Annotated in this window: 11 protein-coding genes; all 11 read right to left on the bottom strand. The window is 40.5% G+C overall.

Annotated features, from left to right (window positions below; genetic code table 11):
• Nucleotides 1-25 precede the first annotated feature (25 nt).
• Complete coding sequence (gene epsC / locus F3G86_RS01820; protein ID WP_002941946.1) at nucleotides 26-577, bottom strand: serine O-acetyltransferase EpsC; 552 nt, start codon at nucleotides 575-577, stop codon at nucleotides 26-28.
• Between the two features lie 4 nt (nucleotides 578-581).
• A complete protein-coding gene (gene cysK / locus F3G86_RS01815) occupies nucleotides 582-1,487 on the bottom strand; it encodes a cysteine synthase A (protein WP_149722812.1) in 906 nt (301 codons plus the stop codon).
• Between the two features lie 94 nt (nucleotides 1,488-1,581).
• Nucleotides 1,582-2,250: an endonuclease III domain-containing protein gene (locus tag F3G86_RS01810; protein WP_149722811.1), complete on the bottom strand. Its 669-nt coding sequence runs from the start codon at nucleotides 2,248-2,250 to the stop codon at nucleotides 1,582-1,584.
• Complete coding sequence (locus F3G86_RS01805) at nucleotides 2,247-3,011, bottom strand: ATP-binding protein (RefSeq protein WP_021085579.1); 765 nt, start codon at nucleotides 3,009-3,011, stop codon at nucleotides 2,247-2,249. The genes F3G86_RS01810 and F3G86_RS01805 overlap by 4 nt, the downstream gene beginning before the upstream one ends.
• Nucleotides 3,008-5,953 (bottom strand): transcription-repair coupling factor, encoded by a 2,946-nt coding sequence (mfd, locus tag F3G86_RS01800; RefSeq protein WP_149722810.1) that lies wholly within the window; start codon nucleotides 5,951-5,953, stop codon nucleotides 3,008-3,010. Before mfd ends, F3G86_RS01805 begins: the two co-directional genes overlap by 4 nt.
• Nucleotides 5,934-7,136, bottom strand: coding sequence for a Mur ligase family protein (locus F3G86_RS01795; RefSeq protein WP_149722809.1), 1,203 nt, complete (start codon nucleotides 7,134-7,136; stop codon nucleotides 5,934-5,936). Before F3G86_RS01795 ends, mfd begins: the two co-directional genes overlap by 20 nt.
• The gene (locus F3G86_RS01790; RefSeq protein ID WP_149722808.1) at nucleotides 7,133-8,707 is read right to left on the bottom strand and encodes a GGDEF domain-containing protein; all 1,575 of its coding nucleotides are present in this window, start codon (nucleotides 8,705-8,707) and stop codon (nucleotides 7,133-7,135) included. The genes F3G86_RS01795 and F3G86_RS01790 overlap by 4 nt, the downstream gene beginning before the upstream one ends.
• Nucleotides 8,688-9,227 (bottom strand): LPS assembly lipoprotein LptE, encoded by a 540-nt coding sequence (gene lptE / locus F3G86_RS01785; protein WP_149722807.1) that lies wholly within the window; start codon nucleotides 9,225-9,227, stop codon nucleotides 8,688-8,690. Before lptE ends, F3G86_RS01790 begins: the two co-directional genes overlap by 20 nt.
• 3 nt (nucleotides 9,228-9,230) lie before the next feature.
• Nucleotides 9,231-11,696, bottom strand: coding sequence for a leucine--tRNA ligase (gene leuS / locus F3G86_RS01780; RefSeq protein ID WP_149722806.1), 2,466 nt, complete (start codon nucleotides 11,694-11,696; stop codon nucleotides 9,231-9,233).
• An 8-nt stretch (nucleotides 11,697-11,704) separates the two neighbouring features.
• On the bottom strand, nucleotides 11,705-12,043 hold the full coding sequence (locus F3G86_RS01775; RefSeq protein WP_002942000.1) for a DUF6394 family protein: 339 nt from the start codon (nucleotides 12,041-12,043) through the stop codon (nucleotides 11,705-11,707).
• 9 nt (nucleotides 12,044-12,052) lie between these two features.
• Nucleotides 12,053-13,024 carry a protein translocase subunit SecF gene (gene secF, locus F3G86_RS01770; RefSeq protein WP_012139969.1) on the bottom strand — a complete coding sequence of 324 codons (972 nt, stop codon included), beginning with the start codon at nucleotides 13,022-13,024 and terminating at the stop codon, nucleotides 12,053-12,055.

The following is a 13,024-nucleotide window of genomic DNA, read 5'->3' as shown; positions in this document are numbered from 1 at the left end:
GGTGTAGTGAGAGTAAATTTAAATTTTAAATGATAAATTCTGGTTCAAATTTTGTCCCATTTACTCTGACAACTCTTGCTGGTATGCCTACTACTGTTGCGTTTGCTGGGACATTTTTTAGCACGACTGAGTTTGCGCCGATCTTGGCATTTTCGCCGATCGTTATAGCCCCAAGTATCTTTGAGCCAGCGGCGATAGTGACGCCATTTTTAACGGTTGGATGGCGTTTGCCACACTCTTTGCCAGTGCCTCCAAGTGTCACTTGATGATACATCATCACATCATCCCCAACCTCAGCTGTCTCGCCGATAACCACGCCCATGCCGTGATCTATGAAAAATCTCCTACCGATCTTAGCACCCGGGTGGATCTCGATGCCTGTTAGAAATCTTGCTATTTGCGAGATGAGTCTAGCTAGAAAAAACCACTTTTTCTCATATAAAAAATGAGAAATTTTGTGAAATAAAACCGCATGGATGCCAGGAGTGTTTATAAGTATCGCCAAAAAGCAACAACTATGCACCGATGGGTCTTTTTCACGGACGGTTTGAACTAGCTCTTTTAGACTCTCCCACATATTTTTACGCTCCGTAAAGCTCTGTACTTAGGTATCTCTCGCCGTTATCTGGAGCTATGAAAAGCACTTTTTTGCCAGCGCCAAGTCTTTTAGCCACTCTTTTTGCAGCCACGTAAGAAGCGCCGCCACTTATGCCTATCATCAAGCTATCGCTCTTTGCGATCGCTCTAGCTGCGTTTAGTGCGTCATCGTTGCTTACTTTTTCTACTTCGCTAACTAGGCTCATATCCATTGTATTTGGTAAAAATCCAGCTCCGATGCCTTGAATTTTATGTGGTCCTGGGTTGCCGCCACTTAAAACTGGTGATGCTTCAGGCTCTACTGCGATGATCTTAGTGTCATAGCCTTTTTCTTTTAGAACCTTTGCCACACCGCTTATCGTACCACCTGTGCCAACGCCTGCTACAAAGGCATCAAGCTTGCTAAAATCAGCCACGATCTCAGCAGCTGTTGTTAGCTCGTGAGCTTGTGGGTTATACTTGTTTTCAAACTGGCTTAGCATTACATGATTTGGCTGAGAAGCTAGCTCAGTAGCTCTTGCGATCGCTGCTTTCATACCGCCAGCTGCAGGAGTTAGCTCAAGATGAGCGCCATAAGCTGCAACGATCTTGCGTCTTTCGATACTCATGCTCTCAGGCATGCAAAGGATCACTTTAAAGCCAAGCGCAGCGCCGCACATAGCTACGCCGATACCTGTATTTCCGCTTGTTGGCTCAACGATAGTGTCGCCATGTTTTAGCGTGCCATCAGCTAGCATTTTTGTGATCATATTAAATGCGATCCTATCTTTTACAGAGCCGCCTGGGTTAAAAAACTCTAATTTTACGTAAATTTCAGCCTCGTCAGCACCTGTTTTAACCTTTACGATAGGTGTATTACCGATCGTTTTTACGATGTTATCGTAGATCATCACTTCTCCTAAAATAAATTTCTCGTAAATTTAGCATAGAATTTAAAATAAAACATAAAAAGTCCTAATTTGCGCTAAATTTAAAATAAAATTTTTAATTTTTAATGTTATCAAGCACCTTTTGTCCGCTTTGGCTTAAAATTTTGCCTTTGAAATTCTCTTTGCAAAACTCCAAAATAAGTGCATGATAGAGCTTTAAAACTTCAACCTCATCAAATTTATCACTATCAAGAAATTTATAAATTTCATCATAATCAAGCGAACTAAACCACTCAGCCGCCTCGTCGTAGCTCTCAAAAATGTAGTCAAAATATGCCATTATCCTAAGCGCATAAGCATCAACGACCATGTAAGGCTTGCCGCAAGCATAAGCAAGTATCGCGTCGCAAGTCTCAGCGCCAACGCCTTTTACGCTTATGAGCCACTCACGGCTAGCGTTTTCTTTAAAGTTTTCAAAGTCACCAAATTCATTTTTTATAGCTAGGCAAAGCGTCTTTAGCCGTTTTGCCTTTGTGTTGTAAAAGCCACTTGGCTTTATGAGTGTGGCAAGCTCGCTATTTTCAAGCGCGCAAATGCCCTGCAGGCTATCTTTGCTGGCTTTTTTTAGATTATCTAGCGCTTTTTCAACATTTTTCCAGTTGGTATTTTGCACCAAAATAGCTCCTAAAACAACCTCAAAAGTGCCCTCGCCTGGCCATTTTAGCTCGTCAAAATTTCTACTTTTGTGATTTAGCAGAGCCAAGAACAGATCAGTTGATCTCATTTTAAATTTTCTTTAAAAGTTAGATAAAACTGCTTTGCCGTCCTGCCACTTCTGCTGGCTCTTAGCGTGGCGAAATTTTTAGCAAGCGTATGAAGCTCCTCTTTGTCGCCAGTGTAGTCCTTAAAGTAAAAATCAACCATTTTTAGGTACTCGTCGTAGTTGCCTTGGTAAAAGCTGATCCAAAGACCAAAGCGGTCTGAGAGCGAAATTTTCTCCTGAGCTGCGTCGCTGTAGTGGATTTCTCCGTCTATTAGCTCTGAGTTTTCATTTTCGCTTTTAAACTCGCTTATTAGATGTCTGCGATTTGATGTGGCGTATAAAAGGACGTTCTTTGGCGGCTTTTGGATAGAGCCGTCCATGATAGGCTTTAGAAATTTATACTCATTGCTGCCATTTTCAAAGCTTAGATCATCGCAGAAAATGATAAATTTAAACTCGCTCTTTCTGATCTCGTCGATGATGTCGCCAAGGTATTTTAGATCCTCGCAGCCGATCTCGATGATGCGAAGCCCCTCTTTATAAAATTTAGTAAAAACAGCCCTTACAAGGCTTGACTTGCCACATCCTCTCTCGCCCCAAAGAAGCACGTGATTTGCCTCGTCGCCAGCTATAAAATTTCTAGTATTTTTTAGCAAAATTTCTTTTTGTTTCTCTAGTCCATAAAGTGAGTCGATATCGACAAAATCGATATCCTCAACTGGTTTTAACATCCCTTTTGTGCTCTTATAAATCGCTGCGTACTTCACACCCCAATCTATCATTTCTTATCCTTTCTTAGATAGACCAAAATTTCAGCCAAAACATCGTCGTCGTCCTTGCTGCGTGACTTTAGCCTGATCTTCTCGTCATCATTTTTTGTTATTAGTATATTTTGCTCGCTGTTTGAGATAGTCTTTATACCAGCTTTTAGGGCTAAAATTTTGATGATGATAAGGTCTAAAAACTGCTTTGTAAAGGTATCTATCTTGCCAAATCTATCCTCAAGCTCGCTTTGTATCTCGTAAACCTCACTCACTTCTTTGCATTTGCTAAGGCGCCTATAAATTTCAAGTCTTAGCCTATCTTCTCTTATAAATTCTTGATTTAAAAAGGCGCTCACGCTAAGCTTTAGATCGATCTTGTCAAGCTTTGCAGAGTCTTGATTAAGAAGCTTGTTTATCTCATCTTCTAGCATCTTTAGATATAGCGAGTAGCCGATAGCCTCGATGTGACCGCTTTGCGCCTCGCCGATGATGTTACCCCCGCCCCTTATCTCAAGGTCGTGATAGGCTAGCACCGAGCCAGCGCCCAAAAATGAGTTGCCCTCGAGTGCCACAAGTCGTTTTAGTGCGTCTTTGCTAATGGCATCTTTATCTTCTACCAAAAAGTAGCAGTAAGCCTGCTTGTCGCTTCTGCCAACTCGCCCGCGCAGCTGGTGCAGGTCAGCCATACCAAATTTATTAGCATTTTCTACGATTATAGTGTTTGCATTTGGCAAGTGGATGCCGCTTTCAACGATGCTAGTGCAAAGTAGCAAGTCATACTCGCCCCGCTCAAATTTCATCATCTCATCTTCAGCGACTTTTGCATTTATCTTTGAGTGAAGTATCAAAATTCTAAGCTTTGGCAAAATTTTTCTTAGCTCATTTGCCGTCTGCTCGATGTCTGCGATATGGTTGTGGATGTAAAAGGTCTGCCCACCGCGTCTTAGCTCACGCATGATAGCCTCTTTGACGACCTTTTCGTCCCACTCTCTCACGCTTGTTCTCACATCCAGCCTCGAGCTTGGCGGAGTGGCTAAAATGCTATATGTTTTTATCTTGCTAAGCGCCATATTTAGGCTTCTTGGTATCGGCGTGGCGCTCATACTTAGGATGTGTGAGTGCTGAGAAATTTCTTTTAGCTGCTCTTTTTGCTTAACGCCAAATTTATGCTCCTCATCAACGACGATAAGCCCTAAATTTTCAGCCTTTACGCCAAGAAGCGCATGCGTACCCACGCAAACTATGGGCTCATTTTCTTTTAGCGCTTTTTGCAGGCTTGATTTTTCTTTGGCACTTGAGAAGCGATCCAGCCTAAAGACCTTTATGCCAAATTTGCTAAATCTCTGGCTTAACGTCTTGTAGTGCTGCGAGCTAAGAAGCGTCGTTGGCACAAAGAAAAATGCGCTAAAGCCTGATTTTATGCAGGTAAATATGGCATTCATCGCAACTTCAGTCTTGCCAAAGCCAACATCTCCGCTAAGCAGCCTATCCATCACCTTGCCGCTTTTTAGCTCATCTTTTATATCATTTACCGCCTTTTGCTGGTCGCTCGTATATGAAAAGCCAGCGTCTTGGACGAAATTTAGATAAGAGATATCCTCTTTTTGTAAAATTTTGCCTGCGATTAGCTCTCTTTTTGCCGCCATCGCCACGATCTTTGAGGCGATCGCAAAGAGTTTTTCTCTAACTTTCTCTTTTATCTTTGCAAAATTTGCCTTGCCTAAGCGATCAAGCACCGCCATAGAGCCATTTTGAGCGATGTAGCGGTCTATCAAATTTAGATGCTCGACCGGCAAAAGAAGCTTGTCGTCATTTTGGTAGGCAATAACCACAAATTCCTTCGTCGCGCCTAAAACTTTTATCTTTTCAAGCCCCAAAAATCTGCCTATACCATAATCTTCATGCACGACGTAGTCATTTATTTTTAGCTCATCTACCACGAGGCTTGAGCGTTTTGCTCGCCTTTTTTTCTCAAATTTATTTAGTGAGACTACGATCTTGTCGCTTGAGGTTAAATTTACTACAAGGGGCGAAATTTCAAGCTTGACATTTGCAAAGCCATCAAGCTCATAGCCCTTAAAAAGCCCTTCATTTCTTGAAAGAACGGTTATGCTTTTGCTCTTATTTAGCTCAAAAAAGTCAAAATTTAAAGTAACTTCTAGGTCTTTATAGACCTTTGGCTCAGGCAAAATTTCAATGCCCTTAAATTTCTCCTCAGGCGCATCATAAATTTCAAAATCGATCTTTTTAACAAGCTTTGAGTCAAAAACTTTCAAGTAGTCGCTAAAGCTATCTATCGCCCAAAATCCAAGCGAATTTAGATCGCTCACCAAAGCGTCGCTTTGCATATCTTCGATCTTTTGGCTAACTTTTTCAAACTCATCTTTGCTCAAATTTGCGATAAATGGCACGATCTCGGCTTCGCTTAGCTCATTTTTGTTGCTAATTTGCGTGGCGGTGTTGTAGTTTCTGATGCTCTCCACCTCATCGCCAAAGAGTAAAATTCTAACAGGATCGTCCATATTTACGCCGTAAATGTCGATCACTTCGCCGCGTATGCTAAACTCACCAACGCTCTCAACGATATCGACGCACTCGTAGCCAAATCGTATGAGCAAGTCGGCAAATTCGCTTAAATTTAGATTATCTTTTAGCTTGATCGTTGAGCTTTCTAAGTTTTTTTGCGTTGGAAGTGGGTTTAAAAGCGTGCTAAATGGGCTTATGATGATCTTTTTGCCATCAAATTTATAGTATTTGCTAAGAACGGATGAAATTTCAAAGAGCTCCTCGTTAAAGCTTCTTAGATCATCGCCCTTTTTAGCTCTAAAATCAGGTAGTTTAAAGGCGCTAAAGCCAGCAAAACTGGCCGCATCGGCGCAGAGTGCAGCCTCTTTATCATCTTCGCAGATGAGAATTTGTGGGACGTGTGTTAAAAGATACTCATAGACCTTTGCTTGCATAGTACTCTTTTAAAAAGGCTTCGGCTAGGTGAAACGAACCAAATGCTAGGTAAATTTTGCCGTTTTTTGCCTCTTTTATATCGTTCATATCGCTTGGCTCAAACTCTCTATAAGAAATTTCAAGCTCGTTTAGCGCTTTGTTTATGAGCTCTCCGCCAAGCTCCCTGCCCTCGCAGTGGTAGTGATAAAGTAGCACGTCCTCAATGGCTGGCTTTAGAGCTGCCAAAACCGCCTTGAAGTCTTTATCTAAAAACGAGTTATAAATTAGTGTTAGCTTCTTACCGCCAAACTCTTTTGAACTAAATTTCTTAGCCACAGCCTTAGCGCCAAGCTCGTTGTGACCGACATCCACGTATAAATTTGAAGCGATCTTTTCGCATCTGCCACGAAGTGATAGAGCGCCAAGCTTTTTAATATCTATGCTACTATCTAAAATTTTAGCTGCGGCGTAGGCTAGAGTTAAATTTGAGCGCAAAAACTCTGGAAGATTAAATTTATCTGCGTAGTTTGCGATCTCGTTTAAATTTTCTTTGGTCAAAATTTCTCTTGGAAAGCTCAGAGTTGCGCCTTTTTCGCTTGCGATCTCTTTTGCGATAGCCACACTTATCTCGTTCATCTCATCATTTAAAATAGCTCTTTTGCCCATGGCTTCAAATTTGGTGCGTGAAATTTCTTCTAAGCTATTGCCTAATATCGCCGTGTGGTCAAAGCCGATCGGAGTAAAGATGCTTAGCTCTTTTTCAAAGACATTTGTCGCATCCAGCACGCCGCCCATGCCAGCCTCGCAGACAAAGTAGTCGCAACCCTCAAAAAGCACCGCAGAAAGCAGCGTCATATACTCAAAATAGCTCGTTTTTATCTTGTACTCATCACTCAAAAGAGCTTGCAAACGCTCGTGAGCTACCTCTAAAATTTCATCGCTAGCGACCTCGCCATTTAGCCAAAATCGCTCGTTAAATTTAAATATATGTGGGCTCGTGTAGTGGCCTACTTTTGCGCCATTTTGGCTTAAAATTTGCGCTAAAAAGCGACCCGTGCTACCTTTGCCATTTGTGCCGATGATGTGGATTATCTTAAAAGGTTTTAGATGGCCTTTGATCGTATCATAAGCCCTTATGATCCTGCCATAGTCGATCTCTTTGTAGTAAAGTGGCTTGCCGTCAAGAAATTTCGCTAGGCTCATTTTTCCTCGATTATCTTTGGCATGACTTGGTTTCTGCCGCCCTCTTTTGAAAGATAGAGCATCTTATCAGCGCCCTCAAGCGTCATCGTATCGCTTAAATTTGCGCTTCTTGTTGCCACACCAGAGCTAATAGTAACTTTGATGCGCTCGTTTTTATAGATAAATTTGAAATTTTCGATCATGCTTCTTAGCTTCTCGCCAAATCTAACACCATCTTTTAGGCTCGTACTTGGTAGCAAAATGACAAATTCCTCGCCACCATATCTACCAACAAAATCAACCTTTCTAGCATTTTTCTTAAGCACTTGAGCCACGGCTGAAAGTATCACGTCGCCAGCTTCGTGTCCGTAGGTGTCGTTTATCTTTTTAAAGAAGTCAATATCAACAAAGCAGATCGAATAGTCCGTGCCGTAACGTTTATAAGCCTCTTCGATACGCTGAATTTCACTCATCAAAGCTCTTTTTGTAGCCACTTTGGTTAAAAAGTCCTCTTTACTCTCAAGTTTAGCAGCTTCAAGCTCTTTTTCTAGGCTAATAACCCTGTTTTGAAGCTCAGAAATGGTCGCTTGCTTGCTGTTCATCTCAAGGCCAAGCTCCTTACTCTCGATCTCCAAGGCACCCGCGATCTCGATAAGCATGCTCTTTACATGATCAATGCTATTTTCATTTAAATTTACCTTTTTAAGGTCGTTTTTGATACTTTGCGCCTTAGCTGAGCTACTTTTTGAGCTAGCTGCGATGTCAGAAATTCTATCGCCTATGTTTTGCAAGATGTTATTTATCGAGCCCACTTTTTCGATGATCTCGCTTCTATCCTCTTCTATCCTGCGATCAACAAAGGTCTTTATCTTATCTTGAATTTCTTTGCTATTTAGGCTTTGTGGATTTTGCTTTAAAACGCTTCTAATGTTGCTAAGCTCTTCGCCAAGCTCCTTTGTGATAGAAGGCTCAAGGGCAAAATTTAAAAGCTCAACTAGCGCATTTTCATCACCGCCATCATTTTTTTGACTAAGAAATTTCTCAAGCTCGGCGGTCATCGTCTTTAGATCGTCAAAGTCTCTCACGCCATAATATTTCAAAAAGTCCAAAAATTCAGTATCGTAAGAGCTTACAAAGTCAAACCATTTAAGGCACATCTCTTCAAGATTTTTCTCATCATATCTTCTAGCAAGTAGCTGCATGCCCTGCTCCGCTAGAGCTTTTGCGTCTTTGTTGTGAAGCATAGAGATAGCTTGGAGGATTCTTCTTGCAAAGGCGTTTAGTGACTTTAACTTTTTATCATCAACCACTTGTGCTGTGCCATTTTTAGCACCATGAGAGAGCCTAGCGGTCATAAAAGCTACAAACTCATCAACCGTTTTTATATGAAGGCTTATAGCTTGCGCCTTATAGTCATCACCAAGCCTTGAGATATATTTTTCTATCTTTTTGCTCTCTTCGGTAGTAAAGCCATATTTTTTAGAAATTTCATTATAAACTTCGGTGTAATTTTCTGGCGTTAGCATCAAATGGCGATCTTTTATCTCGCTCAAGGCCTCCTTGACTATTTGACTAACGGTTACTGCTGCCATTTTTATATCCTTTTACAGCTAAATTTGCGATATACTCATCAAACGCCTCTTTTGAGGCCTCTTTTATAGCTTCATACTTTTGAGTATCGCTAAGAACACTATCGGCAAATCTTACATCTTTTTGACGTCTTGCCACACTAAAATCATACTCGCCAGTAGCAGGTATATCTATGACACGACCATCTTTAAATTTGGTTTTATAGTTTAGAATTAAAAAAGCTTTATACGATGTGATATAGCCGTATTCATCATAGATTATCGCTTCATAGGTTAAATTTTGCACTGAGACAATTATCGAAGTATCAGCGCTCTCTTTGCTAGATAAACTCTTATTTAGCCTTGCGACCATGCCCTCTTTTACGGCATCTTTTATCCAGACACTATTTTTTGGCTCTTCTTTGCTGATGATAACATCAACATAAACTCTATCTCCAACCAAATCCTGCGAGATCTTTGAAACTGGTTTATAGCCACATCCGCAGATAAATATAGCAATAAAAAACGCTAAAAAATATCTCAAAATTTATCCTTTAATGACAAAATTTACTAATTTGCCTTTTATATAAATCTCTTTTAAAATTTCTTTTCCTTCAAGCCATTTAGCCACATTTTGCTTAGCTTGTTTTAAAATTTCACTCTCACTCTCACTCGCTGCTACTTCAAACTCAGCCCTTTTCTTGCCATTAACTGTAACTGCAAGAGCGATGCTATCTTTTACAAAGACCTCTTCTTTTACAGCTATCTTTGTGAAATTTTTTCTGCCAAAAAGCTCTTCGCTAAGCTCATTTGCGATATGCGGCACGATAGGTTCTAGTAAATTTAAGATGATGAAAAAGCCCTCAGCATTTACGTTCTCATTATCCTGCGCATTTATAGCGTTTAGAGCCTCCATGCAAGCAGCGATTAAAGTGTTAAAAGCAAATGTATCGCCAAAAACCTCGGTTGATTTTTTAAGCGCTTCATAAATTTTAAGCCTTGCAAATTTCTCATCTTTATTTAAGCTTTCGTGATCTATCTCAGGCAATTTATCTATCTTTTTGATAGTTTGCGCCTTCTCCCAAAGCCTATTTAAAAACCTAAATGCGCCCTCAACTGCGCTGTCGTTCCACTCAAGCTCTTTTTGAGGAGGAGCAGCAAATAGGATAAAAAGCCTTGCTGTATCGGCGCCGTATCTATTTATGATATCATCAGGGTCTACGACGTTGCCCTTGCTTTTACTCATCTTTTTGCCATCTTTTAAGACCATGCCTTGAGTTAGTAAATTTTCAAACGGCTCATCGTCTCTTAGATAGCCAAGATCCCTTAAGACCTTTTGGAAAAATCTAGCGTATAAAAGGTGCAAGATCGCATGCTCGATACCGCCGATGTACTGATCTACATTCATCCAATAATTCACGCTCTTTTCATCAAGTGCTTTTTGCTCCCAACTCTTTTCATCACTTGCAAATCTAGCAAAATACCAGCTACTCTCTACGAATGTATCCATCGTATCAGTCTCTCTGATCGCGTCTTTGCCGCATTTTGGACACTTTGTAAATTTCCAAGTTGGATGTTTATCAAGTGGGTTGCCCTCGCCTGTGATCTTTACATCTTCAGGCAGTGCGATAGGTAAATTTTCCTCTTTTTCAGGCACTACGCCGCAGCATTTGCAGTGCACGACAGGTATCGGCGCACCCCAGTATCTTTGGCGAGAGATTCCCCAGTCTCTTAGTTTGTAGTTTGTGATCCTTTTGCCAAGACCATCTTTTTCAAATTTCTCTATTATAAAGCTTTTGGCATCCTCTGAGCTAAGGCCGTTTATAAGCTCAGAATTTATAGCAACTCCGTATTCTGAGTATGCTTTTGAGCCCTCACTCTCGCCCTCAAGCGGCTTTACGACTGGTTTTATAGGTAGATTAAATTTGCTTGCAAACTCGAAGTCTCTTTGGTCATGCGCAGGAACAGCCATGATAGCGCCACTGCCGTAGTCAGCTAGGATGAAATTTGCAACCCAAACTGGGATCTTTTCATTTGTGAGTGGATGAACGACGTAAATTCCTAAAAATTCTCCATCTTTATCGCTTGCTTGACGCTCTCTTGGGCTTTGATTAAGTATTGCTTTTATCTTTGCCTTTTTATTTTCATCAAATTTATCACTTTCAAGTAGTGCTTTTACGATAGGATGCTCTGGCGCAAGGGCTGTATAGCTAACGCCATAAATCGTATCAGGTCTTGTTGTAAATACCTCAAAGCCATCAAATTTACCGCCCAAAGTCTCTTTTGATGCCTCATCAAGGCTAAATTTAAACTCCAAGCCATAGCTTCTACCGATCCAGTTTTCTTGCATTGTGATGACTTGATTTGGCCATTTGCCCTCAAGAAGCTTTAGGTCATCAAGTAGCTCGCTAGCGTATTTTGTGATGTTAAAGTAATATCCTGGAAGCTCTTTTTGCACCACATCATTACCGCACCTCCAGCATTTGCCGTCTTCAACCTGCTCGTTTGCAAGCACGGTTTGATCGTATTCACACCAGTTTACGATGGCATTTTTTCTATAAACAAGCCCTTTTTCAAACATCTTTATAAAAAAGCTTTGCTCCCACTTTGTGTAAAGTGGGTCAGATGTGGCTAAAATTCTCTTTTTAGAAAACGAAAAGCCAAGGCTTGCAAGCTCTTTTTTCATATAGTCGATGTTTTCATAAGTCCAAATTTTAGGATGAATTTTATGTTTTATGGCTGCGTTTTCAGCTGGCATACCAAAGCTATCAAATCCGATAGGATGAAGCACGTTGTAGCCGCTTTTTCTATATGATCTAGCCAGCGCATCGCCGATAGAGTAGTTTCTCACATGTCCCATATGTATGCGTCCGCTTGGATATGGAAACATACTTAGGATATATTTTTTTGGCAAGCTTAAGTCATCTTTTGGCTCAAATTCTTCATTTTTATCCCAAATTTCTTGCCATTTTTTTTCTATCTTTAAAGGCTCATATTTTCTCTTCTCAGCCATTTTTTCTCCTAAAATTCTTCTTGTGATTTGCTTGATTCTATTAGTACCAAGGCTAGTGAAAATATATTTGCAATGACTGCGCCAATAGCTAATGAATAGCTAAGCGTTGCATTTTCAGATACTTGCAAAATGACAAAAGCTGGTATAAGGTGCAAATCAGCAACCAGAGAGCTTGCAAAAAGCTCAGCTGATAGTAAATTTTTAACGCCAATCTTAAGTAGCGTAGAAACTAAATTTATACTAGCTGCCACAAAAAGGGCGATCTCGTTTTTATCATATAAAAACTCCGCCGTAGTCGTAAGACTCATCAACGCAAAAAATATGTAGATAACTTTTCCCCAGTTCATTATCCCTCCTTACACAACGCCTTTTTCAAACATAGCACGCTCTTTATCACGCTCTTTTTTGATCCTTTGCTTCTCAGCCTCTCTAGCTCTAAAATGTTCGATGCTAAATTTAAACCAGATAAGAAATGGTGATGAGATGTAGATCGAGCTGATCGTTCCTATAACTATACCAACGATAAGAATAAATGAAAATCCATGTATCATATCTCCGCCAAACAAAAATAGCACAACAACAGTCATCATCGTAGTGGCTGAGGTTAGGATAGTTCTTGAAAGTGTAGCTGAGACTGACTCGTTGATAACGCCCTCGATATCAGTTCTCTTACTCTCTTTTATGCCCTCTCTGATCCTATCAAAAATGATGATCGTATCGTTTAGCGAGTAGCCAAGCACCGTTAAAACAGCAGCTAGCGTGTCCAAATTTACATCAATATCAAATAGCGAAATAGCGCCAACAGTTATGACTATATCGTGAATTTCAGTTGCGATCGCAGCTAGCGCAAATCTCCACTCAAATCTAAATGTAATATAAAGAAGCACGCCAATTAGTGAAATTCCAAGAGCCATCAAGCCCTTTTGCCTAAGCTCGTCACCAACCTTTGGACCAACGATATCAACACGTCTTACTTCAAAATTTCCAGTATCTTTTAAAATTTGTTTTATCTCAGTACCGATGTCGCCAGTTAAATTTGAGCTTGATCCTGAAAATCTAATAACAGCCTCATCTTCGCTTCCAAACTCAGTAACAGAGGCGTTTTTAAGCACTTCATTTGTGCCAAAAGCATCGCGAATTTTATCAAGTGGCGCTTTGGTGTCGTATTTTAGCTGGATAAGCGTACCACCAGAGAAGTCGATGCCGTAGTTTAGACCCTTTGTTGCAAGCAAAAAGATCGAGCCAACAAATAAAAATATAGAAAATGCGAGTGACACAAATCTAAACCGCATAAAATCATAAACTTTTGCCTTAGTAAAAATTTGCAT

This window comes from Campylobacter concisus (genome assembly GCF_902460595.1).
In the GTDB taxonomy this organism is placed as follows: Bacteria; Campylobacterota; Campylobacteria; order Campylobacterales; family Campylobacteraceae; genus Campylobacter_A; species Campylobacter_A concisus_BL.
The sequence above is the reverse complement of the archived record's forward strand: the minus strand, read 5'-3'. Positions and strand labels throughout refer to the sequence as shown.